Source organism: Vibrio olivae, from assembly GCF_042428525.1.
Taxonomy (GTDB): Bacteria; Pseudomonadota; Gammaproteobacteria; order Enterobacterales; family Vibrionaceae; genus Vibrio; species Vibrio olivae.
The window spans coordinates 162143-187768 of sequence record NZ_JBHMEP010000002.1; the positions used below are offsets into that span (position 1 = coordinate 162143).

A 25626-nucleotide genomic window follows, 5' to 3' on the forward strand; every position below is an offset into this window, starting at 1 on the left:
ATATTGAATGTGAGAACACGGCAGATTCACCATTAAGTTTAATTAAGTGGCACCACTAACAGTCCAATACAAAGATACGTCATGACTAACGCGACGAGCCCATCAAGAACGCGCCACGCGTTGGGATTTTTAAATAACGGCAGCAACAACCGCGCCCCGTAAGTGATAGAGATAAACCACGCCACGCTCGCTAGCATCGCACCTGCCCCAAATTCCCATTGGGTGCCTTCGGTGTACTGCAACGACAAGCTGCCCAGCATGAACACCGTATCTAAATACACATGGGGGTTGAGCCACGTAAATGCCAGGCAAGTTAGCAGTATTTTCTTTCGACTCGGAGCAATGAACTCGGAAGGGTTCAACGATTGATGGGTATCGAATGCACGTTTTGCCGCCTGAAACGCATTAAATGCAAGAAATAAGGCGCCCGCATAGCGAACCCACTGCAACATAGTTGGCCATTGCTCAACCATAAACCCTAGCCCTGAAATGCCAGCCGCAATCAGCAAAATGTCACTGATAATACACACCAAGGCCACCAAACCAACATGGCTGCGTAGCAATCCTTGGCGAAGAACGAACGCGTTTTGGGAGCCAATACAAACAATCAGGCCAGCGCCCGTAGTAAATCCAGTTGCTAATGAAGAAATGATCATAAAAACGTCAAATAAGGAAAAGTTGTTTTCAATTATCGACAACAAGACTTAATTAGGAAAACGATATAATCTTATCTTAATTAAGAATAACTAATGTTGATGCCATCACGATGAGTTTACTCTCTCCACAAGTACAAGCATTTATTGCCGTCATTGAAGAAACCAGCTTTGACGCTGCGGCCAAGCGTTTAGCCGTCACGCCCTCTGCCATCTCACAGCGAATTAAAACCTTAGAAGATCGCATAGGACAGTTGCTGGTGATTCGCCAGTCACCTTGCCAACCCACACCTGCAGGTGAAAAACTGCTCGCGAAAGTCAAACCTATGGCCCTACTCGAAACCGAAGTCATGGCGGAGTTTGTTCCTCGAGCGTCAACGCAGGCCAAGCGCTTTACGCTTGCGGTTAATGAAGATTCGCTCTCGACATGGCTTATTCCCACCTTAACTGCTCTTCACCAACAGCATGGTCATCTCTTTGACCTGTGCGTTGATGACCAAGATTATACCCTCGACTACGTCAAAAATGGCACAGCGATTGGTGCGTTGACCTCGGAGAAAACGCCGCTCCAAGGCTGCACTTGTCATAACTTGGGCAACATGCGCTATTATGCCGTGGCCTCTCCGCAATTTGCCAAACGGTACTTTGCAAACGGGCTTACACCACAAGCCTTTATTCAAGCGCCGCTCATTGCTTATAACCGTAAAGACCCCTTACAACACCGCTTTATGGAAAAAGTCACCCACCAGGCACTTTCTCCCAATAACGTCCACTTTATGCCCAACTCTTCCGGGTTAGTGACGGCTGCGACTCAACACATGGGTTGGTGTATGGTCGCTGAAGGTCTACTTGGCGACGCCATAAAACATCAACAGTTGGTGTATCTTGCCCCTAAGATGTGGCTTGATGAACCGCTTTATTGGCAGCATGCAGCGGTCCAATCCAAATTACTCGATAGGGTGACCAACGCGTTATTTGACGCCTCAACGAGTGAGTTACATCGCTCAAGCTAATTCGCTGAATATTGGTGCAATCTTACATTGAGCGCTTGGCGCAAGCGTTAACTCGTAAGGCTGGATATAATAGCCATAGCTTGGTGGGAACAAACAACACCGAGTAACACTTACCATCAATGGTCATAGGATATGCCGATGTTAACGACCGATGTCGCGTGCTCAATCAGCGATTTTGCCCTCTATTTTGAAGCAAATAGCCTAAGTAACCGGCTGTTTATTAGTAGCCCACAAATGAACATTCATTTTCATGCAGAAAACGCCCACGACTTTGAGCACTGGGCTCAAAAGCGTGGTGAGATGGAAAAGGTGAAACGATTGCTGATTTTGCGTCAGTTTACGGATCAGCCTGCGGGCGAATCAGGTGTCGAGGTCAAAAACGTGGCCTTAGGTGTACTCGATTTGGCAAACGCCACGATCACCTTCTTATCGCCCAAACTCGCGCGGCAAACCTACTCACAACAGGCTGTGTCGGGCGTTACTATTACGCCACCGAGCGACCTGAATTTCGTCGCCATTGAGTCGCTCGCTGATTCGGCGTAAATCAAGCCCATAAATTAACCAAACGGGTTAAAACAGCACGACTATGTTGATGAATGTGATGGCTTAATTCGCATTTGCGTATGATTGGGAATTCAATGTTTGCTTTAGCCAAACATCCAGTGTTTAATTTCCTAAATGTCTAACTGAGGAACTCAAATTTCATGGCTACTATCAAAGATGTAGCGAAAGCCGCTGGCGTTTCTGTTGCTACTGTCTCTCGAGTTATCAACAAATCTCCAAAAGCGAGCCAGAGCTCAATCGATTCTGTAACCAAAGCCATGAACGAGTTGGGTTATCGGCCAAACGCCGCAGCGAGGGCTTTAGTCAGTCAAAGCACCAATACAATCGGGGTGTTGGTAGGTGATGTCTCCGATCCGTTCTTTGGCACGATGGTCAAAGCGATAGATAAGGTAGCCCACCAAAACGGTAAACATTTATTGGTAGGAAATGGCTACCACAGCGCCGATGATGAACGCCGGGCGATAGAATTACTGATCAATAACCGCTGTGACGCATTGGTGATTCACGCTAAAGCCCTTTCAGACCAAGAGCTGATTGATTTTTCTAAGGAGGTTCAAGGCCTGGTGATCATTAATCGCCATGTTCCTGAATTAGAAGATCGCTGCGTATATCTTGATAACCACAAAGGGGCCTATTTGGCGACCGAGTTTCTCATTCGCCAGGGCCACGAAAAAATTGCCTGTATCACTTCTAGCCACGATATAGAAGATGTTAATGAACGTATTGGAGGCTATCGCCAAGCTCTGGCTGATCATCAAATCCCGCTGTCAGATGCTTATATTGAAAGTGGTGAACCCGACAATGACGGCGGCGAAGATGCGATGATGCACCTTTTAACCAAAGGAATTGAGTTTACCGGTGTTGTCGCCTACAACGACTATATGGCGGCAGGCGCATTATCTATTTTGGATGAAAATGGCCTTGACGTACCGAGTCAAGTTTCCATCGTGGGTTTCGATGATGGGTTTATTGCCCGCTACGTAAAACCAAGGCTTACCACCGTACGTTATCCAATACAAATGATGGCGGAAAAAGCGGCGAATCTCGCACTGGAACTCGCAGCAGGTGATGCCCCTACCGAGCCAGAGGTCATGCGCTATTCACCAACCATGGTCAAACGCGACTCGGTAAAAGCGCTCGATTAATTCCCCTGCAGACACACAGCAATAAGCACATAGCAATAAGGCTTACTTGCGTAAGCCTTATTGGGGTTGTCACTGTCTTAATAGTGAAAATGATAGCCAGTATGAAAGCGGTACGTTTGTCCAGGTTCGAAGATACAGCTGGGTTGAGGCCACTCTGGATGATTCGGAGAATCAGGGAGAAACTCGGTTTCTAGTGCCACGCCAGCATAAGTTTTATAATGTTGCCCGTTACGTGCCGGTGTACCTTCCAACCAGTTCCCACCATAGAGCTGAATGGCAGGCTTATCGGTTAACACTTCCATCCGAATGCTTTGGTCTTGGTTGACAAGACGCGCAATCGGCTTCGCGACATCACGCTGGTCAGAAAAAAAGTAAGCATGATCATAACCTTGATGCGGTTTTTGCTGCTCATCTTTAAGTAAATCTTGACCAAGCGTTTTCGGCTCCTGAAAATCGAATCCAGTTTCAATGACTGCCGTTAAATCCGCATTTGGAATGCCAGCATCATCAATGGGTAAATACCATGGCGCATCAATCCATAATTCATGCGCAAGAGTATCGGTTTGAGACTCGGCGCCATTTAAGTTGAAATAAGCATGGTTGGTCATGTTGAGCGGCGTTGCTTTATCGGTTTCCCCTTGGTAATCAATCAAGACTTCATCGTCATCTGTCAGGGTATAAGTAGCACGCATGGTTACATTACCTGGAAAACCTTGGTCGCCGTCAGCGGAAACTATCTTGAAAGTAACATGGTAGTCAGAGTGCGATTCAATTTCCCAACGCAAACTATGAAACCCACCATCACCACCGTGCAAACAATTTCCTTTCTGATTTTGGTCAGCGATATACGCTTGGCCATCAACGTTAAAAGCCCCTTTAGCAAGACGGTTCGCATAACGCCCAACCGTTACCCCCATGTAACTTTGTTGGCGCTTGAAGTTCGCTAGGGTGTCGACACCCAGCAGTACTTCCCGTTGCTCACCGCTTGCCAAGGGTAAACTGCAGCTCAGCCAGGTTGCACCGATATCCATCAATACCAAACGCATGCCTTTGGCATTCTTAAGTTCAACCAATGTCGCCGGCTTGCCATCATACGCAGGCTCAGTTGTCATTGTTTCAAATAGTGGATGGGTCACGCTGTGCTCCTTGATCAGTTGACGAGGCCAGCCCCTGTATGGGCTTGGCAGACATAGATAGTTTCCTTGAGTCCAGTTGCAGCTTGATACTGCTCAGCAACAGCAGATGTAACCGCTTCCACTAACTCAGGCACCACCAATGATACGACACAGCCCCCAAAGCCACCACCCGTCATCCGCACACCACCTTGGTCACCAATCACACCTTGAACAATTTCAACTAAGGTATCAATTTCCGGTACTGTAATTTCAAAATCATCTCGCATAGAGGCATGAGATTGCGCCATCAAAGCGCCTAAATGGGCGATATTCCCCTCTTCGAGCGCTTTTGCTGCTTCAATCGTTCGTGCATTTTCAGTAATCACGTGGCGAGCGCGTTTCGCCACTACTGGCGATAAACTCGCTTTATTCAGTTCGAACTGCGCCAAACTAATATCGCGAAGGGCGGGCACGCCAAACGCTTGTGCTGCTTGCTCACACTGCTCACGACGCATGTTGTATTCGCTGTCAACTAACCCCCGCTGTTTATTCGAGTTAATGATAACCACCACCAACTCTTTGGGCATAGAAACCGGCTTGGTGGCTAGGGTTCGACAATCAATCAGCAAGGCGTGGTTCTCAACGCCCTCAGCAGAAATCAGCTGATCCATAATGCCGCAGTTGCAGCCCACAAATTCGTTTTCTGCTTTTTGCCCGTTGAGTGCAATTTCAGCTTGAGATAGATTAAGTTGATAAAGTTCTTTAAACGTTTGCCCTATGACCACTTCTAACGCGGCAGAAGAACTAAGCCCTGCCCCCTGCGGTACGTTTCCACTCACAGCCAGATCTAATCCGCCTAACGTCAAGTCACGCTCAAGCAAGCATTTCACCACACCACGGATATAGTTGGCCCACATTTTATCGGCTTGAAATTCAATCGGCTGGGTTAAGTCAAATTCATCCAACTGGTTTTGGTAATCGGCCGACACCACTCGTACAAGGCTGTCTTCACGTCGACTCGCAGCGACCACAGTCTGATAGTTAATCGCACACGGCAGAACAAAACCATCATTGTAATCGGTATGTTCACCAATCAAGTTAACTCGCCCTGGAGCTTGGACCAAGAACTGCGGTTTTGCGCCAAACATCGTTTCAAAACTCGCCGACACCTTGCTTACTGGATCACTCATGTTATTTCTCTTCAATTTTGGTTATTTAGCGCGCTAGCCTAAAGAAAGCGCACTAAAAACGGATTGGGTTTAGTCATTGCGTTCAGACTTGTAGTGGACATCTGACACATCACGTAGCCTTTGAGCGGCTTGTTCCGCCGTTAAATCACGCTGCGTTTCCGCTAACATTTCATAACCGACCATAAACTTACGCACGCTAGCGCTGCGCAGCAGTGGTGGATAAAACAAGGCATGTAACTGCCAATGCTCGATATCGGTTCCTTGCTCAAAAAATGGCGCATAATGCCATCCCATCGAATACGGGAAGGAACATTGGAACAAGTTGTCATAGCGACTCGTGAGCTTTTTCAGTGCTAAAGCCAGATCATCACGCTGTGCTTCGTTTAAGTCACTGAAACGCCGAGCCGCCGCTTTTGGCAGCAACATGGTTTCAAATGGCCACGCTGCCCAATAAGGCACGAGAGCCACCCAATGTTCGGTTTCGACGACAACACGCTCACCATGCTTTAATTCTGCCTCGACGTAGTCAGTCAATAAGTTGCGGTTATGCTGCTGGTAGTACTGTTTCAGGTTGGTGTCTTTTCGTTCGATCTCATTGGGCAAAAAACTATTTGCCCAAATTTGCCCATGGGGGTGTGGTTGAGAGCACCCCATGGTTTCTCCCTTATTTTCAAACGCCTGAACCCATATATACTCTTTGCCTAGCTCCGCGACTTGTTCACTCCAGGTATCGACCACTTGTCGAATGGCGTGAACCGAGAGTTCAGGTAAGGTTTTGCTGTGATCGGGTGAGAAGCAAATGACTCGACTTAAACCACGAACACCCTGCGCTTGAAATAATGGGTCTTCTGACGGCGGCGTATCCGGTGAGTCGACCATCAATGCCGCAAAATCATTGTCAAACACATAAGTGCCATGATAATCCGGGTTCACATCGCCAGAAATCCGTGGATTCGTTGGACACAAAAAGCACGTGGGCTCATAACTTGGTAACTGCTCGAGTGCAGGGGTTTCATCTTGCCCACTCCAAGGGCGCTTAGCGCGATGGGGAGAAACAAGAACCCACTGACCTGTCAATGGATTGAAGCGTCGGTGGGGATGATCAACCGGATTAAATTGTTTGTTCGCCATAATCGTATTTACCCAAATTGTTAAAAACTTAATAACCCTGAGGGTTGTTAGACTGCCAGCGCCATGTATCGGCGGTCATTTCGGTAACACTGCGTTTGGCTTTCCAACCAAGCTCACGCTGAGCTTTGTCAGTACTTGCCCAGCACTTCGCAATATCGCCTGGCCGCCGCGGACACAGCTCATAAGCAATCGATTTACCGCTTGCTTGAGAAAATGCATTCACCATATCCAACACACTGGAGCCCTGTCCCGTACCAAGGTTAAAAATATGCAGTCCCGGCTTTGCACCCACTTGTTGTAGCGCCGCAATATGCCCATCGGCCAAGTCGAGCACATGGATGTAGTCCCGTACACCCGTACCATCTTTTGTCTGATAATCATCACCAAAGATAGACAGTTTTTCGCGTCTCCCGACGGCAACTTGCGCAATAAAAGGCATCAAATTGTTGGGCGTGCCTTGTGGGTCTTCTCCCATTAATCCTGAAGGATGCGCACCAACCGGATTAAAATAGCGTAGCAACGTAATACTCCACTCGGGTTCGGCATGAACCAAATCCATGAGACACCGCTCCACCATGTATTTACTGGTACCATAGGGGTTTGTTGTCGCGCCAGTAGGATCCTGTTCAGTAATTGGCACAGATTGAGGGTCGCCATAAACCGTTGCTGAAGAGCTGAAGACAAGACTTGTGACGCCCGCTTTGCGCATACAGCGGGTGAGTACCAACGAACCATTTACGTTATTGTCGTAATACTCAAGAGGCTTCCTGACTGACTCCCCCACCGCTTTCAATCCGGCAAAATGAATCACCGAATCGATATCATATTGGGCAAATACGGAGTCCAAAAAAGCTTCATCACGGACATCACCCTCTAAAAAAACCGGGCGTTGTTGAGTCAAGTGCTCAATGCGATTGAGTACTTCAGATCTGGCGTTACATAAGTTATCAATGATGATGGGTGTTAAACCCGCTTCTAACATTTCAACGCAAGTGTGACTGCCGATATACCCCATGCCACCGGTAATGAGAACGTTCACGACTAACCTCTCTGTTGATTACCCAAATTAGTAGCGCTGAGTTTAGCAGTACGACGAAGATCGTTTCTGTGATAAAAAGCACAACATGTAAACGTTTCCACTAATTTTCATTAAAAATTTAAGAGGTACTAATTTCCCTGTTAATAAAGCACGAGTTAATAAATTAATAACCAGAGGTAAACGTTTACAAAAAAAGCACCATTATAAGGCTAATCCAAATACAACATTCGCGACTCAGAGAAACCCTTTGATCTGCTAAGGAACGTCAAAAACCATCAGAAAACATCGCGCTTTGGCGCATCGACGGTTGATTATCAAATTAAGGATTGGCAAAGTAGCACCGATTCATTGGGCCTCTGTGTTAGGCCATTCATTCAAACTGCAATATTGGAAAACAATATGAAAGTCATTCGCTGGTTATTAGGAAAACTCATTTTGGTACTAAATGCGGTATTTTCTCCCAAAGGCATTAAACGCAATCCCCAAGATCAGCGTCAAGTTGATGAAAAGGCTAGATCTTTAGCGCTGTACCAATTCGAAGCTTGCCCATTTTGCGTGAAAGTTCGCCGCGCGATGAAACGTCAATCCGTGAATGTTGCATTGAAAGACGCGAAGAACAATCCACAGCATCGAGCTGAGTTAGAGCAAGGTGGTGGACGAATCAAAGTGCCATGTTTGCGCATTGAGAAAAATGGTCAAACTCAATGGATGTATGAATCTTCAGACATTGTCGCGTACTTAGAAAAAGAGTTCGCTTAAATTGATCTCTGATAGGCAGCCATAGGAAAGAGTATGACGCGGATTGCTTCACATCCAGTAAAGCTCGATTGGACCAAAATCAAAGCCATGGTGTTTGATTTGGATAATACTCTGATTAGCTCGCAACTGAACTTTGTTTGGCTTCGTGAACAAATCGGGTGCCCGCCTCAACGGGATGTTCTTGACTACGTCGACGAACTTCCGCATCAACAAGCACAAAAAGCCCATCAAATTGTGGTCGATCATGAACTTGACGATGCTCGGCACAGCGCACTGATGCCAGGGGCCAAAGCACTGCTCAACGTATTAGCTCACGAGCAGCATCATGTGGCGATCATTACTCGTAATTGCCAAGCAGCCGCGAAGCAAAAACTTGAGCAGCATGAGTTGACGATTTCGCCCGTAATTAGCCGAGAACACTACGCCGCCAAGCCTAGTCCAGACGCGTTAAATGCCCTCCTTGAGCGCTGGCAACTAATGCCAGAGGAGCTGATTTATGTTGGCGACTACGTGCATGATTTACATACCGCGATGAATGCAAAGACGCCAAGTTGCCTCGTCACTAACCATCCGATGCATCGAGAGTTTTCCGCGTATGCTTCGCTTACCGTTAACTCACTTGATCAATTAATTCCGTATATCAGTAAACATCAATAGAGAGTGAAGTAACCGCTTACCAACTTCGATCTCTCGATATCAAAGCATTGGTGAATCCACACCGTCAATGCCAAACTATGGTGCCATATAAAATCGCAGTAACCTTACGCGGTGACGGTTGATTAGTTGGCTTTCATCCCCAATAATCTCTAGCAGCTAAACCGAGGTTAACCACACCTCGGTTTACTTTTCTTTATTACACAAGTTCGAGAATTATGTCTGATACTGTTTCCGCTCCACCCAATTCTTTAAGCCGCCAATTGTTTACCATGACTTGGCCGATGTTATTCGGCGTGCTGTCGCTCATGAGCTTTCAATTGGTGGATAGTGCTTTTATCGGTCAACTTGGCGTTTTACCGTTAGCTGCACAAGGGTTCACCTTACCAATTCAGATGGTGATCATTGGACTTCAAGTGGGCCTAGGCATCGCAACCACGGCGGTTATCTCTCGTGCGTTAGGCGCCGGACAAACACGCTATGCCAAACAACTTGGCGGCTTGGTGATTGCCATCGGGAGCATTGGAATTGCGCTGTTTTCCGTGCTGATTTACCTGTTGCGCGGCCCTTTACTGTCTCTGCTTAGTGCCCCAGACAGCGTCATGCCAATCATAGACAGTTATTGGATATACTGGTTAGTCAGCTCTTGGACGGGCGCTGTACTTTACTTTTTCTACAGCCTCTGCCGCTCAAACGGCAATACCATGTTGCCAGGCACCATGATGATGGTCACCAGCGTACTCAACCTAGCGCTTGACCCTATCTTCATTTTTACCCTTGATTTGGGTATTAACGGAGCTGCGATTGCAACGATACTCGCGTTTGGTATCGGTATTTTAGTGGTTGCCCCAAAAGTCATGTCACGCCATTGGGTAAGTTTTGATTGGCATGATCTCAATATCGTGCGCAGCGTAGGTTCGATCAGCAATATCATGGGGCCAGCGATGATAAGCCAGCTTCTTCCTCCGCTTTCATCAATGTTAGCCACCAAATTGCTTGCCACGTTCGGCACCGCCGCAGTGGCTGCGTGGGCATTGGGTTCTCGCTATGAGTTTTTTGCTATTGTTGCGGTATTGGCGTTAACCATGTCCATGCCTCCAATGATTGGTCGCTTACTGGGGGCCGGGAAAATACAGGATATTCGCCAACTCATTAACATTGCCGTCAAGTTCATACTTGGTTTACAGCTGGTGATTGCGATCATCACTTGGCTTGCCGCAACACCACTGGCTCAACTCATGACCAGTGAGCACAGTGTTGAGTCGATTTTAAATTGGCACTTGATGATTGTGCCTTTGAGCCTTGGACCACTTGGCGTGTGTATGATGATGGTATCGGTGTCCAACGCATTAGGTAAATCGTATACCGCGTTAACCATTTCGGCACTGCGTCTGTTCGTTTTCTTCCTGCCTTGCTTGTGGCTCGGTGCTCAATTGGACGGATTACAAGGCTTGTTTATCGGCGCTCTTGTCGGCAACCTCTTTGCTGGACTTTGTGCTTGGCTCATGTATCGCCGAGCACTGACTCAAGTCGAAGCAAAATTAGCCCAACAAAACTAAGCTCAACGCTCATCTTTCGACGAATCCATCACTACCATGGTAGTGATGGCATTCACCACTTGGCACTCGCCCAACACATCTGCGTGGAATCGCTTGTAGCCGACCAAATCATTGGTCTCAACTCGCAGCAAGTATTCGTTAGCCCCAGTGATGTTGTGGCATTCAACCACTTCATCAACAAACTGAACATGCTGTTCAAACTCTTTTTGCGCTTTTTTTCCGTGGCTCGATAACCCAACCGACACATAGGCAATAAAGCCAACCCCCATCACATTACGATTAAGCACCGCACGGTAACCACTGATCACACCACGTTTTTCGAGTTCTTGTACACGGCGTAGCGTAGCCGATGGCGAAAGCCCAACGCGCTCAGAAAGCTCTACATTGGGGATTCTTCCGTTATTCTTCAGCTCGCGCAATATTATTTCGTCAAATTTATCCATTGCTTAATTCCATTGCAAAAATAGCTCATTAACAACAAATAAAAGCACAAAATTGAGCACAATTCTATCTATTATATTTTCAGCTAGTTAAACAGCCTACTTACCCTGATTTTCACTGTCATTAGAGAGACATATTATGGAATTCGCTCACATAAGCGCCTTGGCTCTGTTCGCCTTTGTTACCACTTTTACCCCAGGACCAAATAATATTATGCTGATGACCTCGGGAGCCAATGTTGGCTTTGCCCGGAGTATTCCTCACTTGCTGGGGGTCACATTTGGATTTTCGGCTATGTTAATGATCGTGGGGGCTGGTTTAACTGGTGCATTTAATAGCTATCCTTTTCTGCACACCGTACTCAAAGTGATTAGCTTAATTTACTTGATCTATTTAGCCGTTAAGATCGCCACCAGCAAGCCAACACAAAATACAGATGGTTATCGACCGATGAATTTCTTTTCAGCCGCTATGTTTCAGTGGATGAACCCTAAAGGATGGACGATGGCGTTAACCGCTGTCAGTGTCTATAACCCGAGCTCGTCTTGGCTCAATTTACTGATTATCGCGACCGTGTTTATTTTTGCCAATTTGCCGTCGACCAGTATTTGGGTCGTCGCTGGTCAACATTTACAAACCTGGTTGACCACACCTAAGCGTGTGAAAAGCTTTAACTATGTAATGGCTCTATTGCTCATTGGATCAACCTTTCCTATGCTCCATTAAGCAATGTAAATTTGCTTAAAGACGCTTTTCGCAGCGTTGAAGAAGGTGGTAACCTTAGTGAGAACAAGAATAATTATCGTGAGAAAGTAATCTATGAATAAGCCAAAACCCAATGTCGCCACCGTGGTTAGCAGTGACACCATCACGCCGAATATGCAACGTATCTTACTGCAAAGTGATGGTTTTGCTGATTACCCAAGTGACTGTGAAGGCGGATACGTTAAGCTGCTGTTCAATTCTCAGGGTGCCACTGATCTTGACTCACTCACTGTCGATGAAAAACCTTCAATGCGAACCTACACAATTCGTCGTTATCTACCTGAACAAAACCAGATTGAAATCGATTTTGTTCGCCATGAAACCGATGATCTCAGTAGTGGCTTTGCTGCTCGTTGGGCGATGACCGTCTCGATTGGTGAAAAGATTCATATTGCTGGGCCTGGCACCATCCAAAATATGAATATCGAAGCCGACTGGTTTTTTATGGTCGCCGATATGACAGCGCTGCCCGCCCTTTCAGCCAAAATTCGCCGTCTACCTCGCGATGCAAAAGGGTATGCTGTGATTCAAGTACAGGATGAACAAAATACGCAACCTCTAGACGCGCCAGAAAACATGCAGGTTATCTGGCTAACCGAGCAAAGCATCAACCAAGTTGTGCCAGATCTCGAATGGTTGGCAGGCACCGCATCCGTCTGGTGTGCATGTGAATTTGATTCAATGCGCGCGATGCGAAAATATTTCCGCAACGAAAGAGAAGTGGGACGCGAAAATATTTATCTCAGCAGCTATTGGAAACGAGGTGTCACCGAAGATGGGCATAAGGTGATTAAACGCCAAGATATGGAAACCCAAAATTGAGCGAATCCGAATAAAAAAGCCACCTAAACATGGTGGCTTTTTTCTGCACAACACCGCCCGTTAAAGCGTTGAAATTAACTCTGGATTTAACCCAAAATTAGTCTTGTGCTCTTCAATCACAACTTCGCTTCGAGTCTGAATAACACCAGGCAAGGTCCCCAGTTTACGCGCCATAAAATGCTGATAGGACTTCATGTCTTTGACTCGCACTTTAATCATGGTATCGAAATCACCGGAAAGTGAATAGCACTCTTCAATTTCAGGCATATCTGCCACCGCATCGGCAAATTTTTCGAAAATTGAAAAACTGGTCTGATCAAGGCGGATATGGATAAACACTTGAACATCCAGTCCGAGCTTTTCAGCATTGAGCTCTGCGTGGTAACCCTTGATATAACCTTCTTTTTCCAATCGCTTAACGCGATCAGAGCATGGTGATGTGGTTAAATTCACCTGTTTTGCTAGCTCAACTAGGGGCAGACGCCCTTTCATATGCAGCAAACGTAAGATTTCTTTGTCAATTCTATCTAGATCCATGAAGCGTTCATTCCAACCGTCATCGTTAGAGAAAAGATCATAAAACAAAATAGATAGTAACGGAGTTGGAGGTCGTCGCCTATGGAAGAATATGGGTTTCGTGATTCAGCAGCGGTCACACAGGGTGTATATCTGACATCGCGATCCGTTTGTGCGGCGAAGGCGTATTGCACTCACGGCAAATACTTTGCTCCTCCATCTTCACGTAGTGATCCCCATGAAGCAACATGGCGAGAGAATGGAAGAATCGCTGAGCAAGCGAATGGTCCTCGGCTATGCAACGTTGTAAAACCACCTTATGACTGGTTTCACGGTGACAACGTTGACAATACGCTCGTGGCATGACGGAATCCTCCTCTGTTTACAATCCATACAACAACGGATATTGACCAATAATGTGAAAAATAGTTCCAGTTGATCAAATTTTGCTGAAAAATTTGGAATATTTATTCCGAAACTAATACTGGTATAAATAAAAAAGCCCTGCTACATAGCAGGGCAAAATTTTACAGAGAAAATACATGACTTGTTTAATCAAGTTCAGCGAGATTTTTCTCATACGTTCTGTGCTGAGCTTTCACCGCTTCTTCAGGTTCACCGCTGACTAAACTCACGACCACAATCGCCAGCGTAGCAAGAATAAATCCAGGAACGATTTCATAAAGGTCGAACCAACCACCAGAAAGCTGCTTCCAAACTACGATGGTAACGCCACCGACAACAATACCGGCTAATGCGCCGTTACGATTCATGCGTGACCAAAACAGGCTAAGCAAAATGGCAGGACCAAACGCTGCACCAAATCCAGCCCATGCGTAGGAAACAAGGCCAAGCACAGAGCTATCCGGTGTCATTGCAAGAATTAGAGCAACAATCGATAGACCGACAACAGCCACGCGGCCAACTACAACGATTTCCTCGGATGTTGCGTCTTTTTTGATAACTTGCTTATAGAAATCTTCCGCCAGCGCAGACGAAGACACAAGCAATTGTGAATCAGCGGTACTCATGATGGCGGCGAGAATGGCCGCTAACAGGATGCCCGCAACCACTGGGTGGAACATGGCATTCACCAGTAGCATGAAGATTTTTTCACCGTCATCAAGAGACAAGCTGCCTGTATTGGTCACGTATACCAGACCAACAAGCCCGACCAATAGAGCACCAGCCATAGAAATCGCCGTCCACAGTACGGCAATGCGGCGAGCGGTCCCTAAATCTTTATTCGAACGAGCCGCTTTAAAACGCGCCAAAATATGGGGTTGTCCGAAGTAACCTAAGCCCCAAGCGGCCAAAGAAATGATGGCGATGCCGGATAACGGCTCCCCTTTCACATCGTTCCAAATCGTCAGCAGTTGTGGGTTAATGTTTTCAAGCTGCGTCGACAAATCACCTTCCATTGCAACGAGAGGAACAATCACCAGTGCTGCAGACATCAGTAAACCTTGCACTAAGTCAGTCCAAGAGACCGCCAAGAAGCCGCCAAACAGGGTGTAAGAAACCACACACACCGTTCCAACAATCACCGCAAGGGTATAATCAAGACCAAATACAGTTTCAAATAACTTACCACCAGCTACTAAACCTGAACTGGTATAGAACAAGAAAAACAACAGGATAAAGAACGCAGAGATAATTTGAATCAATTTCGATTTATCATTAAAGCGACGAGAAAGGAATTCAGGCAAAGTGAGGGCGTCGGTGGTAATGCTGTACGTACGAAGACGTTTCGCAGCAATCAACCAGTTGAGCCATGTTCCCACTAATAGACCGCCAGCTAACCAAATCGCTTCAAGACCTGCCGCGTAAGCATAGCCAGGAAGACCCAATAAGAGCCAGCCACTCATATCTGATGCACCAGCAGAAAGCGCTGAAGGCCAAGGTCCTAATGTACGCCCCCCTAGAAAATAGTCGGACGAGTTTTTCGTTCGTTGGTATGCAATAACGCCGATTGCGAGCATCATTATCAGATACGCAATAAACGTTGAGGTAATAGCAAAGCTATTTTCCATATGTTTTATCCTCTTAATTATAAACTTTCTTCCTTGGATGCCCCAACTGGGGCATCAAATGGGAAGCTTAATGAGCTTCGCTACCCAGTTCCAATAAGGTGGTGTTGCCACCGACAGCGGTAATATTTATGGTTCTGGTACGCTCGGTGATAAAGCGAAGCGAAAGTTGTGGATCCAACGCAACAGGCATGTTGGTGGTATCCGTTTCAGAAACCAAACTCACGATGGCACCGTGACGCTTGGCCAGTTGGCGGTTAAGTTGCATTTCAACCGCGCTGTTACCGACATACCCCACGATTCGCACATCTGATTCTAAAAGCTGCTGATAAGCGTCATTAGAAGCAAACTGAATGAGGTTCGCGGGCAATGCTGATTGCATAAATGCGTTTTCAAGTAGCGATGAAAACGCCGTGTCATCGCTGCAGAGAATAACGCCATTTCCTGCGATGATAGCCGCGGCCACTTGAGCAGCAGCACACTGCTGGGCACGAGTGCTGAGTTCATCTTGAATGATGACGGCAACACCGCGCCCTGCGGTATAAAGTTCGTTTGTTTCACCAGTTGGCCCGACGAGCTGATGTGTTTGAGCCAAATGCTGACTGGCGTGAGTAATCTGATAATTAAATGCCGACAACACAGGCGCAGACAGTTGACTGCATAACGTCAAGATACTCTCTTTACGAGCGTCAAAACTGGTTTGATTCCAATTTTCCCATGCCGAGTAAGCATCTGAAAAACGAGTCACGTGATGTACCATAAACCTTCTCCTTACTTACCGAATTAAGAAAATTGGGGCTGAGTGAACCGATACAGGTAATGCGGGCCACCCGCTTTTGGACCTGTGCCTGATAGCCCCTGACCACCAAAGGGTTGTACACCGACCACCGCACCGACTTGGTCACGGTTGATGTAACAGTTACCGACTCGAATGTTTTTCTCTATCCACCGGTAAGTGGTTTCATTTCGGCTATGAACTCCCATCGTTAAACCAAAACCCGTCTGGTTGATATCATTCACAACTTGTGCCAAATCTTTGGCCTTATAGCGAACGATATGAAGAATAGGACCAAAATGTTCTTCCGTTAAACTATTGATACTGCTGATTTCAAATGCAGAAGGCACGACAAAATCGCCATTTTTACAGGTTTCAGGTAATTCTAATTGCGCCACTTTCTTTTCGGTGCTGGTCATGCGGTCAATGTGCGCCTGAAGCTTATGACGGGCATTCGCGTCAATAACAGGCCCCACATCCGTCGCGTGCAAGTAAGGCAAACCTACTTGTAACTCTTGCATCGCCCCCTGTATCAGCCCAATGATACGATCAGCAATGTCTTCTTGAACGTATAAGACTCGCAGTGCTGAACAGCGTTGTCCGGCTGACGCAAATGCCGAACGAAGCACATCACGAACCACTTGTTCTGGCAGCGCGGTGCTATCAACGATCATCGCGTTCTGACCGCCCGTTTCAGCAATAAACGGCACTGGCGCCGCTTCGCGCTCAGCCAATGACAAATTAATCCGCTGAGCGGTATTGGTTGACCCAGTAAAGGCGACACCAGCAATCGCATGGTGAGATGTCAAAGCCGCACCAATGTCTGCGCCACGGCCTGTCAACAGTTGAATCGTGCCTTGCGCAAAGCCAGCTTGCTGCATTAAAGCAACCGCTCGAGCAGCAATTAAGCTAGTTTGCTCTGCAGGCTTAGCAACAACGGTATTCCCTGCCACCAACGCTGCGGTTATCTGACCAAGGAAAATGGCTAATGGGAAATTCCAAGGGCTAATACACACAAACACACCACGTCCTTCGCGAGTCACTTGGTGAGTATCTCCAGAGAAATCGGTAATGCTTTGCGAGGAAAATTGAGTAATTTGCTTGGCATAGTATCGACAAAAATCAACCGCTTCACGCACTTCATCGATGCTATCGTGGATAGTTTTACCCGCTTCCTTATGACACAGTGCTACAAGCTCTGCCAAGTTCTCTTCCAATAGGTCGGCAAGACGCTCTAAACAAGCTGCTCGCTGCTGTTTATCGGTTTGGTTCCATGCATCAAATGCCGCTTGCGCGCCATCAATGGCTGCGGAAACATGATCAAGGCTTGCGTGAACCACCGTCCCCACGGTCACATCACGGTCATAAGGCGCAGTAATGGTTTCGACATAACAGGTTTGAGCGGAAGGATCATCACTTTGCCATATCCCATTGATCATCGGGCTCGCTCGCCACTGCTTATCCATAAATGAAGCAACTAGGCGTTCGAACGGCAATGCTTCACTTTCAATATCAATGTTTACCCCTATTGAGTTCTTACGCTCAGGGAAAATATTGGGTGGAAGCGAAATTTGCGGGTTACTCAGCGTCGTGTGACTTTGTAATACATCGACCGGATTTTGAGTTAATGTCTCGACAGGGCAGCGTGCATCCACTAAGCGATGCACAAACGAGCTATTGGCACCATTTTCAAGCAACCGACGCACCAGATAAGGCAGCAAATCTTTGTGGCTACCCACCGGCGCATAAATGCGAACGGGTTGATGATGCGTGGCCATTACATGGTTATAAAGTGAATCGCCCATTCCATGTAGGCGCTGAAATTCAAAATCTTTGTGCTGGGCCATCACCGCGATCGAGGTGACCGTTTGTGCATTATGGCTCGCAAATTGTGGGAAAAGATTACCGCGGACGTGCTCACTTAGTAAAAAGCGCGCACACGCCAGGTAAGAAACATCGGTCGCTTCTTTGCGGGTGTAAACTGGGTAATTATCATAGCCTGCTTGTTGTGACCATTTGATTTCGCTATCCCAATACGCCCCTTTGACTAAGCGCAGTGGAATCAAATCACCTTGTTGCTTCGCAAGCCCATTTAGCCACACTAATACAGGCAGGGCACGTTTCGAATACGCCTGAACCACCAGGCCAAACTTACCCCAACCTCGCACTAAATCGCTACGGTAAACTTTTTCAAATAGTTTAAGAGAAAGCTCTAAACGGTCCGCTTCTTCAGCGTCAATAGTAATAGCAACATCAACGTCAATGGCTCGCTCAAGCAGCTTTTGTAACGTGTCATAAAGCTCAGTCATCACTCGCGCTTCATTCGCAACTTCGTAACGGGGATGAAGCGCCGACAACTTAATCGAAACCGAAGCAGCAGGGCTGGTACTATCACCGTAACGATTACGCCCTACCGCATCGATAGCGGTGAGATAATCTTGAAAGTATTTGTGCGCATCATCACGGGTTAATGCGGCTTCACCGAGCATATCATACGAATAGGTAAATCCTTTATCGCGCATGCTGCGACCATTTTTCTGTGCTTCTTCAATGCTGCGTCCCAGCACAAATTGATACCCCATGACTTTCATCGCTTGGTGCATCGCTTTACGAATCACAGGTTCAGATAACTTATTAACTAAGCTATTGACCGCTTGAGCCGGGCTTGGCGGTTGTGTATCAGAAAGGCCAATCACCTTACCCGTTAGCATCAATCCCCAAGTAGACGCATTAACGAAAACCGAGTCTGAATTCTTCAGATGTGACTTCCAATCAGCAACACTGAGTTTGTCTTTGATTAGCGCATCAGCGGTCGCGGCATCGGGGACTCGCATCAAGGCTTCAGCCAAACACATCAATAAAATGCCTTCCTGCGTATCCAAGCTGTATTCTAATAGCAGCGCATCGATCATCTGAATCGACTTTTTATCGGCACGGATCGCATGAATTAATTCAGTGGTTTGCTCAGTGATCTGATTTTTCTCAGCCTCACTGGAAGTCGCAAGGGGTAATAGCTGTTCAAGCCATTGTGATTCATCCACCATATATAGTGGTGAGATCAGTGACCAAAGCTGTTCAAGCGGCTGCTCAACAAACTCGGTTTTCAACACATCGGTCGCAGTAAACATGCGCGTTCCTCAATCTCAACATCTGAACAAATTTTTCAGATTTCCTACAATGGCTTGCAGTGTATTGTGAGCGCAGGCTGAATACTTGTCAAAAACTCCGAGCTTTTTGCTATTTCCTCTGCTTATTAACAAACTAAAAACAATCTCACGTGCAGTTGATAATATTTAATTCACTACATTTTGATTATTTAACAGAATATTGCTTTTTATACTGGCTTGGTGACAAGCCCTGAAGACGTGAAAAGGTATGGGTGAAAGTGCTTTGTCCTGAAAAGCCCGTTAGCTCCGCGATTTGGCCAATGGTAAGCTCGCCTTGCTCTATTAAGGCTTTTGCCAGATCGATGCGTTTATTCAAAACATATTGATGGGGCGTGATACCAATCTGTTCTTTGAACAGCATGTGGAATTGACTTTCCCCAAGAAATACACTGCCAGCCAATTGCGCGACACTGATTCGGCGACCGATATGACGCTCGATATAACGATCAATGACATCGAGATCAAACCGGGAATCCTTGCGGGGCGTCTGAAATGCAGAAATATGACGTTGCAAAAGTGCCATCACAGTGTCATTGCAAGCACGGCTCAAAAGCAAATCATCAGGATGCGCATCCATCTCACCAACCAGTAAGTGAATAATGCGCTGAATTTGGTTATCGAGCTTAAAGTAGACATCGCATTGACTCAGGTCATTGATCTTTTGCAACATCAAAGGGTCATCTTCGGTAGGCGTTTGTAGGTTCAACACCAAAATATCAGACTGGTTTTCTACACCACCAAATGCGTGATTGGTCGAAGGCGTCACCACACATCCCTGCCCCGGGCCAACTCGATTACCAATGCCACGCACGTCAAATTCCGCCTGACCTTTAAGCCCAATCACAATCTGAGTGTATTGGTGATCATGGCAATCCATATGAGAAGGTAACGTAATCAGCTCTGCCGGGCGAGGCGACAAAACTTTGGCATCATTATGCGTGGGTTTCATGGTATCGAGTGGGGTTTTCATTCATGCCATCTGCCTGAGTTTCACTTCCTGCGATGGTATACCAAAATCGCCAGAACTCGAAACTTTGTGAGCCAGTTAGCATTTGATTGTATATGCCTTGGTTATATATGGAATTGCACTCATATGAAATTAGATTAACTCGATACTTTGGAACAATGATCAAGCGCACAGAAATTACGGTCAATGCGATTTCTGCTTAAGATCACGCACGTAGTTCCGTATATGTTCTTGCATAATTTAGTAATCTGCTCAAAATGAGAAATAGCACTTTCATATGACATACAAACGGTTAAGTTCTGAGACCGCAAAAAAGTGCTACCGAGCTATTAAAAAATTATAAATAGACCGTTTTCATTGTGAGGACCGTCAAAATATTGTCTTTTCACATTGGTGATGTAACCACGTTAATTGATTGCAGGGAACTATGATATTACGTCGAACCCCAGCGCTCTTGTTGGCGCTATGCCCTCTTTGGGTATCGGTAGCGATTTCAGCGGAAGAAGTCACACCTGTGGATCCGATTTCCGCGATCGACTCCAAACTCTCAAACAAGCAAGCAGAATTGGATGCGATGGCCCAAGAGTATCATCTTGAAGCCGATCAACTTCAGCAACTAAAGAATGACCAAGCCAAACTCAAGCGCGAAGGGCAAGATTTGGATGCAAAACGGAATCGAGCTAAATCCGCCTTAGACAAGCAGTACAGTCGTTTACTCGACGACCCTGATATCGACTTAGTTTCATTCCAAAAAAGCTATCAAGAAGCATGGGCAGCGGTTAAAGATAACCAAGCGCAGCAACTTGAGAATCAGCAGGCAATGACAGAAAGCGAAATGCGGCTGTCGCAAATCAAACAAAAACAAGCTCGTTTGAACTCTGAGCACTCTTACCTGAAAGAGCAAAAGGTAGAAGCCCGTGTTAAACGCTTAGATGCCGAGCTTCGTGAAAGCCAAGTTGTCGAAACCCAGTATCAAACCGCCTGTTCTTCGACCATGACATTAGGCCAATGTTCTAATCAAGGCAAACACCTGACGAAACAAAAAGCGGTGAAAGCATTTCGCGAAAACTTAATGGACAGCTTGACGGAGTCAACGGTTGCGAAACGCAACGCTCAGGGTGTTGAACTCAATATTCATATTCAAGAAAGCCAATTTATTCGCTCAGGATTTGAAGGCAATAATAATTACTTCACTCAAATGCAGGCACAACTGCAAGCGAAGCCTGAAGCAGTGGCTGCCTGCCAATTACTGAACGTTGAAAATCGCTACTGTTTAAAAGGTCAGGCGAACGATAACAAACCCAAAGATCCAGCATGGGCCAATGTCACTGTTCGTTCCGACCAATACAACGATGACGTGGTCATCAATGGCGTCGATTACGGTAGTACGCCGGTTGAAGTAGTATTGCCACAAGGACGCCATCAAGTGACGGTTTCCAAAGACGGGTATGAAACCTACAACCGAACCATTACTGTCTCTGGCAATGATACTGTTTGGGTTAAGCTCAGACCCAATAAAGACAGTTAATTCTTTTAGTGTTTCTTCGCTGAGCATGATTCTCGCTCAAGTGCTGGAAAAGGCAGTCACTTCGCATGACGGTTTTGGCACTTGAGATGAGTGAGGCGAAAAACGGATGATAATTGAAGTAGAATGAGAATGCGCCTAGGTCTCCCCTCTTTATTGATTGCTCTGCTCAGCGTGAATAGTATTCATGTATGGGCAGAAGCGCTTCCAACCACCGTTGTCGGTATCGAAGATGCTCTTTTTACCCGCCATTCAGAACTCAAAGTGGCGCGTGAACAAAGAGATGAGCAACATGCTGCGGTTAATACTCAAAAAGCCACACTGCGCCAGCTAAATAAAAATGCGCGGCGACTCGATGCGGAGCTGGGTAAAGTCAAAACGGATTTGGCACGCGATTATCAACGAATCATTGACGACCCAACTCTGGATATTACCGCGACACAGCAAAGTTACCAACAAGCGTGGGCCAAGGTAAAACAGAACCAAGTTCAACGCCTAGACGCGCAGCAACAACTCGAAGAAAAAGAGTCTCAGTTAGCCCAAAAGCAAGCCGCTGTTGACGAGCTAATGCAATCTATTCAAGAATTGGAAACCGCTAAGTTACGGGCGCGTGCTGACCGACTTAAGAAAGAGTTGAGACATCAAGAAACCCTTAAGGTTAGCTTTACTAATCGTTGCCAATCTTCGATGACCCTTGCTCAATGTGATCAACAGACCCGAGACCTTGGTTTACAAAAAGCCGTAAAACAATTTCAAACGCGTTTAATTGACAGCACCTCGGAAGCTCAAATTGCCCGGCAGCACCTTAGCGATGCCTCACTCAACATCCATGTTCTTAGTCATCATGTGACTGAATCAGGGTTTTATGACGGCATGCGCTATCGCACGGTACTTGATGTCGCTCTGGAATCGCGGGCGCCAGAACGCGCAGCCTGCCAACTACTTGGACTTGATACCAAGTATTGCTTTGCCCCTGGCGTTGGTGATAGTGAACTCAGTGCCCAAAAAGAGATTGCTTGGGTCAGTTTAACGGTGCGTTCAAACCAATATGACGATCACGTCACCATCGACGGCGTTTCTTACGGTAGTACGCCGCTTGAAGTGATGTTGCCCGTTGGCAAACACACTGTAATGATCGCCAAAGAGGGCTATCGCTCGTTTCAGCAAGAGATCAACATTCAATCAGATCAGGCATTACGCGCGAATTTATACGAATATGAAAATCGCTTAAAAGCTGGCGAGCGGTTCGCCGACAGTGTCAAAGGTAAATTAAAAGCGCCGGATTTAGTCGCCGTTACCCCAGGACAATATTACATCGGTGAAAATGCTTCCCATCAAGTTCACCTTGATCATGCTTTCGCAATTGGTACCACGCCGATTACGGTTGGACAGTTTGAAACCTTCATCGATAGAACACAATATCAAACCGATGCCGAGCTCAAAAATACCTGTACTACCATAAAAGATTCGGACATTACCGCGATTGCAAAGAGCTATTGGCGTAATCCGGGATTCAAACAAACTGCCGACTCTCCTGCAGTATGTATCAGCCGTAACGATGCGCAAGCCTACATCAATTGGCTAAGCCAACGCACCGGTTTCCACTATCGCCTTCCTTCGGAAGAAGAGTGGGAAATTGCCGCACGCGCTGGCAAGCACACGCAGTATTGGTGGGGGGATGAGTTTCGCGCTGGGGAAGCCAATACCGGCTGGAGCGGAACGCCTTGGTCAAACATCAGTACTGCCCCTGTAAAGAGTTTCGCACCAAACCCAATTGGTTTATACGATACCGTCGGTAACGTTTGGCAGTGGACCAATGATCCACGCGGTGTCGCCAAAGGTGGGGCTTGGAACTTCTCTCCCGACATGGCGGCCGCTCATCAGCAACTGTTTATCGAACCTTCGGCATCCGCTAACTATGTCGGCTTTCGAGTGGTACGCACAGTGAAATAACCGCCGTTCATAATCATTATGTCTCTATTATTCACTCTGCGATAAAGGGGAGGGAAATCCCCCCTTATCGCCTTCACTGTTTGCCGCTAACTTATATTATTAGAGCTGTAGCATATCCCTAACTGTTACGGTTCTTCTGTTGATATGTCTCAATGCAGCATATTGCTGCCTTTTGGATTAGGTGAAGTCCAACTCACCTATTCCGATTTTCGCCAGTCGGCTCAGCCGGCTGGCTTTTTTATTTAGTATTCTTGGTTTGTATGTCGCACCAATGAGATAGAGGGAACACCTCTATCTTTCGTGTATAGGGTCAGGGTACTTAATGTGGACAACCAATTCGTTTCACTGCTTAAGCAAATTCCCGGTTATTGGGGATGCAAAAACTTAGACTCGGTCTTTGTGTATGTGAATCAGTCATATTCTGAACTGGTTGGCCTCACTTCGCCGGAGCAATGTATTGGATTAAGTGAGCATGAGTTACCTTCACCGCTTGCCGATTGTGCAGACACCTTTAAAGCTCAGGACAAATTGGTGGTAGAAAGTGGCCAAGAACTGAAAATTCTTGATATCCACCCTTATCCGGATGGTCAATGGCGCGCTCACATTTTTACCAAAAAGCCTTGGTTTGATTATGATGGTCAAGTGCAAGGGGTGATCTTTTTTGCCCAAGATTTAACCGATTCCGTCCTTTTTGAGATCGGACATTGGGTCTGCCAAAGCCAAGATAAACTAACTGCCGTAACGGCTCATGATCACGAACAATACACAGCACTTAGCCACCGCTTAACACCACGTGAATCAGAAACGCTATTTTTATTGTTATGCGGTAAAAAGCCACAGTTCATCGCTGAGGTGATGAATATTTCGGTGAAAACGTTTGAAGGGTATATCGTAAAACTACGTGATAAATTTGGCGCGTTGAATCAGACTCAACTGATAGAAAAAGCACTAGAATACGGCTTTGGTTCTCATATTCCTCAAAGCCTGCTAAAAACGCAACTTTCTGTCATACTGAACATTGCCAGACCCCATGACCAAATGAAGGCTCAGGAGCCTAGCGAGCAACAGATTCGTGCTTAAGGTGCTAAGCGGTCGATATCCCAACTTTGCTGCTGCTTACTAAATAGAAAACGATCATGAAGGCGATGCTCACCTCCTTGCCAAAATTCCATCGTTTGAGGCTCAACCCGAAAGCCACCCCAAAAGCTTGGTACTGGAACTTCGCCACTTTCAAATTTCTTCTTCAGCTCTAAGAACTTACCTTCAAGGACCCCACGCGCAGAAATGCGGCTGCTTTGCTTACTCGCGACCGCTGCGATCTGGCTCTCTTTCGGGCGAGATGAGAAGTACTTGATGTTTTCCGCCATCGATAATTTGTGCGCGATGCCAGTAACATGAACCTGACGTTCTAGGGGATGCCAGGGAAAGTGCAAACTGATTTTATTATTGTGACTGATCTGCTGAGCCTTACGGCTGCCTAGATTGGTATAAAAAACAAAACCGTTATTATCTAAGTGCTTAAGTAAAACAATGCGTTGGAATGGTTGCCCGTCTTCATCAACGGTTGCCACTGTCATCGCCGTCGGATCGGTCAGCTTGGCATCGATCGCTTGTTGCAGCCACACATCAAACTGCTTAATTGGATCAGCAAGCAGATCTTTTCTTCGCAAGCCACCTCGAATGTACTCACGGCGGATATCTTCAAGTTCCATCTTAACCCCCACTAATTTTTGCTAGATTGTGCGCTGATATTATTGAGAAAACAAGCTATGCCTCGATACAAAGTCAGTCAAAACCAGCAATAAGTTCTCGTATTCGTCAGAAGACTTCTAAAATACACAGT

At 46.5% G+C, this 25626-nt stretch carries 24 protein-coding genes; 12 read left to right on the plus strand and 12 right to left on the minus strand.

The genetic code is table 11. The features are described 5' to 3' along the window. Window positions 1-38: 38 nt before the first annotated feature. Complete coding sequence (locus tag ACFFUV_RS10605; protein ID WP_390192248.1) at window positions 39-656, minus strand: LysE/ArgO family amino acid transporter; 618 nt, start codon at window positions 654-656, stop codon at window positions 39-41. 110 nt (window positions 657-766) lie between these two features. Here ACFFUV_RS10605 and ACFFUV_RS10610 point away from each other — a divergent pair, with 110 nt between their 5' ends. The 3 genes from ACFFUV_RS10610 to ACFFUV_RS10620 all read left to right on the plus strand — a co-directional run bounded on the left by ACFFUV_RS10610 (window position 767) and on the right by ACFFUV_RS10620 (window position 3375). Beyond that, the gene (locus tag ACFFUV_RS10610) at window positions 767-1666 is read left to right on the plus strand and encodes a LysR family transcriptional regulator ArgP (protein ID WP_390192249.1); all 900 of its coding nucleotides are present in this window, start codon (window positions 767-769) and stop codon (window positions 1664-1666) included. A 138-nt stretch (window positions 1667-1804) separates the two neighbouring features. After that, window positions 1805-2209, plus strand: a complete 405-nt coding sequence (locus ACFFUV_RS10615) for a hypothetical protein (protein ID WP_390192253.1) — start codon at window positions 1805-1807, stop codon at window positions 2207-2209. 161 nt (window positions 2210-2370) lie between these two features. Continuing rightward, window positions 2371-3375, plus strand: coding sequence for a substrate-binding domain-containing protein (locus ACFFUV_RS10620; protein WP_390192256.1), 1005 nt, complete (start codon window positions 2371-2373; stop codon window positions 3373-3375). Window positions 3376-3452: 77 nt separating this feature from the next. Here the strand turns inward: ACFFUV_RS10620 and galM are convergent, their stop codons facing one another. From galM to galE, 4 genes are all read right to left on the minus strand, one after another. Next, the gene (gene galM, locus ACFFUV_RS10625; RefSeq protein WP_390192258.1) at window positions 3453-4511 is read right to left on the minus strand and encodes a galactose-1-epimerase; all 1059 of its coding nucleotides are present in this window, start codon (window positions 4509-4511) and stop codon (window positions 3453-3455) included. A 14-nt stretch (window positions 4512-4525) separates the two neighbouring features. Continuing rightward, the gene (gene galK / locus ACFFUV_RS10630; protein WP_390193265.1) at window positions 4526-5638 is read right to left on the minus strand and encodes a galactokinase; all 1113 of its coding nucleotides are present in this window, start codon (window positions 5636-5638) and stop codon (window positions 4526-4528) included. Between the two features lie 111 nt (window positions 5639-5749). After that, a complete protein-coding gene (locus tag ACFFUV_RS10635; protein WP_390192261.1) occupies window positions 5750-6811 on the minus strand; it encodes a UDP-glucose--hexose-1-phosphate uridylyltransferase in 1062 nt (353 codons plus the stop codon). Window positions 6812-6839: 28 nt separating this feature from the next. Continuing rightward, on the minus strand, window positions 6840-7850 hold the full coding sequence (gene galE / locus ACFFUV_RS10640) for a UDP-glucose 4-epimerase GalE (RefSeq protein ID WP_390192263.1): 1011 nt from the start codon (window positions 7848-7850) through the stop codon (window positions 6840-6842). 399 nt (window positions 7851-8249) lie between these two features. On the opposite strand from galE, the gene ACFFUV_RS10645 reads away from it, so the two are divergent. The 3 genes from ACFFUV_RS10645 (at window position 8250) to ACFFUV_RS10655 (ending at window position 10822) form a co-directional block, all read left to right on the plus strand. Further along, window positions 8250-8609 (plus strand): glutaredoxin family protein, encoded by a 360-nt coding sequence (locus ACFFUV_RS10645; protein ID WP_390192266.1) that lies wholly within the window; start codon window positions 8250-8252, stop codon window positions 8607-8609. 33 nt (window positions 8610-8642) lie between these two features. Beyond that, window positions 8643-9266, plus strand: a complete 624-nt coding sequence (locus tag ACFFUV_RS10650) for an HAD family hydrolase (RefSeq protein ID WP_390192269.1) — start codon at window positions 8643-8645, stop codon at window positions 9264-9266. A 215-nt stretch (window positions 9267-9481) separates the two neighbouring features. Next, window positions 9482-10822 (plus strand): MATE family efflux transporter, encoded by a 1341-nt coding sequence (locus ACFFUV_RS10655; protein ID WP_390192272.1) that lies wholly within the window; start codon window positions 9482-9484, stop codon window positions 10820-10822. 2 nt (window positions 10823-10824) lie between these two features. Here the strand turns inward: ACFFUV_RS10655 and ACFFUV_RS10660 are convergent, their stop codons facing one another. Continuing rightward, window positions 10825-11265, minus strand: coding sequence for an Lrp/AsnC family transcriptional regulator (locus tag ACFFUV_RS10660; RefSeq protein WP_390192274.1), 441 nt, complete (start codon window positions 11263-11265; stop codon window positions 10825-10827). A 136-nt stretch (window positions 11266-11401) separates the two neighbouring features. On the opposite strand from ACFFUV_RS10660, the gene ACFFUV_RS10665 reads away from it, so the two are divergent. Beyond that, the gene (locus ACFFUV_RS10665) at window positions 11402-11989 is read left to right on the plus strand and encodes a LysE family translocator (protein WP_390192276.1); all 588 of its coding nucleotides are present in this window, start codon (window positions 11402-11404) and stop codon (window positions 11987-11989) included. A 93-nt stretch (window positions 11990-12082) separates the two neighbouring features. Then, window positions 12083-12850: a siderophore-interacting protein gene (locus tag ACFFUV_RS10670; protein ID WP_390192278.1), complete on the plus strand. Its 768-nt coding sequence runs from the start codon at window positions 12083-12085 to the stop codon at window positions 12848-12850. Between the two features lie 60 nt (window positions 12851-12910). Here ACFFUV_RS10670 and ACFFUV_RS10675 read toward each other — a convergent pair whose 3' ends face one another. Then, complete coding sequence (locus ACFFUV_RS10675) at window positions 12911-13387, minus strand: Lrp/AsnC family transcriptional regulator (protein WP_093270211.1); 477 nt, start codon at window positions 13385-13387, stop codon at window positions 12911-12913. Between the two features lie 81 nt (window positions 13388-13468). On the opposite strand from ACFFUV_RS10675, the gene ACFFUV_RS10680 reads away from it, so the two are divergent. Continuing rightward, window positions 13469-13732, plus strand: coding sequence for a hypothetical protein (locus ACFFUV_RS10680; RefSeq protein ID WP_390192282.1), 264 nt, complete (start codon window positions 13469-13471; stop codon window positions 13730-13732). Between the two features lie 185 nt (window positions 13733-13917). Here the strand turns inward: ACFFUV_RS10680 and putP are convergent, their stop codons facing one another. From putP to ACFFUV_RS10700, 4 genes are all read right to left on the minus strand, one after another. Continuing rightward, window positions 13918-15399 (minus strand): sodium/proline symporter PutP, encoded by a 1482-nt coding sequence (gene putP, locus ACFFUV_RS10685; protein ID WP_390192284.1) that lies wholly within the window; start codon window positions 15397-15399, stop codon window positions 13918-13920. Window positions 15400-15466: 67 nt separating this feature from the next. Continuing rightward, entirely contained in the window at window positions 15467-16156 is a 690-nt protein-coding gene (locus ACFFUV_RS10690) for a 1-pyrroline-5-carboxylate dehydrogenase (RefSeq protein WP_390192286.1), read from the minus strand. Between the two features lie 23 nt (window positions 16157-16179). After that, window positions 16180-19299 (minus strand): bifunctional proline dehydrogenase/L-glutamate gamma-semialdehyde dehydrogenase PutA, encoded by a 3120-nt coding sequence (putA, locus tag ACFFUV_RS10695; protein WP_390192287.1) that lies wholly within the window; start codon window positions 19297-19299, stop codon window positions 16180-16182. Between the two features lie 184 nt (window positions 19300-19483). After that, the gene (locus ACFFUV_RS10700; protein ID WP_390192289.1) at window positions 19484-20308 is read right to left on the minus strand and encodes an AraC family transcriptional regulator; all 825 of its coding nucleotides are present in this window, start codon (window positions 20306-20308) and stop codon (window positions 19484-19486) included. Window positions 20309-20732: 424 nt separating this feature from the next. On the opposite strand from ACFFUV_RS10700, the gene ACFFUV_RS10705 reads away from it, so the two are divergent. From ACFFUV_RS10705 to ACFFUV_RS10715, 3 genes are all read left to right on the plus strand, one after another. Beyond that, window positions 20733-21833: a PEGA domain-containing protein gene (locus ACFFUV_RS10705; protein WP_390192292.1), complete on the plus strand. Its 1101-nt coding sequence runs from the start codon at window positions 20733-20735 to the stop codon at window positions 21831-21833. 129 nt (window positions 21834-21962) lie between these two features. Next, window positions 21963-23783, plus strand: a complete 1821-nt coding sequence (locus tag ACFFUV_RS10710; protein ID WP_390192296.1) for an SUMF1/EgtB/PvdO family nonheme iron enzyme — start codon at window positions 21963-21965, stop codon at window positions 23781-23783. Between the two features lie 324 nt (window positions 23784-24107). Next, window positions 24108-24863 (plus strand): helix-turn-helix transcriptional regulator, encoded by a 756-nt coding sequence (locus ACFFUV_RS10715; RefSeq protein WP_390192299.1) that lies wholly within the window; start codon window positions 24108-24110, stop codon window positions 24861-24863. Here the strand turns inward: ACFFUV_RS10715 and pdxH are convergent. Next, window positions 24860-25495, minus strand: a complete 636-nt coding sequence (gene pdxH / locus ACFFUV_RS10720; RefSeq protein WP_390192301.1) for a pyridoxamine 5'-phosphate oxidase — start codon at window positions 25493-25495, stop codon at window positions 24860-24862. The genes ACFFUV_RS10715 and pdxH overlap by 4 nt on opposite strands. Window positions 25496-25626: the final 131 nt, after the last annotated feature.

Bases quoted from the DNA above. Each gene is read 5' to 3' on its own strand.
- ACFFUV_RS10670 (WP_390192278.1), top strand. From the start codon at position 12,083: ATGAATAAGCCAAAACCCAATGTCGCCACCGTGGTTAGCAGTGACACC.
- ACFFUV_RS10660 (WP_390192274.1), bottom strand. From the start codon at position 11,265: ATGGATAAATTTGACGAAATAATATTGCGCGAGCTGAAGAATAACGGA.
- ACFFUV_RS10680 (WP_390192282.1), top strand. From the start codon at position 13,469: ATGGAAGAATATGGGTTTCGTGATTCAGCAGCGGTCACACAGGGTGTA.
- ACFFUV_RS10635 (WP_390192261.1), bottom strand. From the start codon at position 6,811: ATGGCGAACAAACAATTTAATCCGGTTGATCATCCCCACCGACGCTTC.
- putP (WP_390192284.1), bottom strand. From the start codon at position 15,399: ATGGAAAATAGCTTTGCTATTACCTCAACGTTTATTGCGTATCTGATA.
- ACFFUV_RS10710 (WP_390192296.1), top strand. From the start codon at position 21,963: ATGCGCCTAGGTCTCCCCTCTTTATTGATTGCTCTGCTCAGCGTGAAT.
- ACFFUV_RS10645 (WP_390192266.1), top strand. From the start codon at position 8,250: ATGAAAGTCATTCGCTGGTTATTAGGAAAACTCATTTTGGTACTAAAT.
- pdxH (WP_390192301.1), bottom strand. From the start codon at position 25,495: ATGGAACTTGAAGATATCCGCCGTGAGTACATTCGAGGTGGCTTGCGA.
- ACFFUV_RS10615 (WP_390192253.1), top strand. From the start codon at position 1,805: ATGTTAACGACCGATGTCGCGTGCTCAATCAGCGATTTTGCCCTCTAT.
- ACFFUV_RS10690 (WP_390192286.1), bottom strand. From the start codon at position 16,156: ATGGTACATCACGTGACTCGTTTTTCAGATGCTTACTCGGCATGGGAA.
- ACFFUV_RS10675 (WP_093270211.1), bottom strand. From the start codon at position 13,387: ATGGATCTAGATAGAATTGACAAAGAAATCTTACGTTTGCTGCATATG.
- ACFFUV_RS10655 (WP_390192272.1), top strand. From the start codon at position 9,482: ATGTCTGATACTGTTTCCGCTCCACCCAATTCTTTAAGCCGCCAATTG.
- ACFFUV_RS10665 (WP_390192276.1), top strand. From the start codon at position 11,402: ATGGAATTCGCTCACATAAGCGCCTTGGCTCTGTTCGCCTTTGTTACC.
- ACFFUV_RS10650 (WP_390192269.1), top strand. From the start codon at position 8,643: ATGACGCGGATTGCTTCACATCCAGTAAAGCTCGATTGGACCAAAATC.
- galK (WP_390193265.1), bottom strand. From the start codon at position 5,638: ATGTTTGGCGCAAAACCGCAGTTCTTGGTCCAAGCTCCAGGGCGAGTT.
- putA (WP_390192287.1), bottom strand. From the start codon at position 19,299: ATGTTTACTGCGACCGATGTGTTGAAAACCGAGTTTGTTGAGCAGCCG.
- ACFFUV_RS10705 (WP_390192292.1), top strand. From the start codon at position 20,733: ATGATATTACGTCGAACCCCAGCGCTCTTGTTGGCGCTATGCCCTCTT.
- ACFFUV_RS10605 (WP_390192248.1), bottom strand. From the start codon at position 656: ATGATCATTTCTTCATTAGCAACTGGATTTACTACGGGCGCTGGCCTG.
- ACFFUV_RS10610 (WP_390192249.1), top strand. From the start codon at position 767: ATGAGTTTACTCTCTCCACAAGTACAAGCATTTATTGCCGTCATTGAA.
- ACFFUV_RS10620 (WP_390192256.1), top strand. From the start codon at position 2,371: ATGGCTACTATCAAAGATGTAGCGAAAGCCGCTGGCGTTTCTGTTGCT.
- ACFFUV_RS10700 (WP_390192289.1), bottom strand. From the start codon at position 20,308: ATGAAAACCCCACTCGATACCATGAAACCCACGCATAATGATGCCAAA.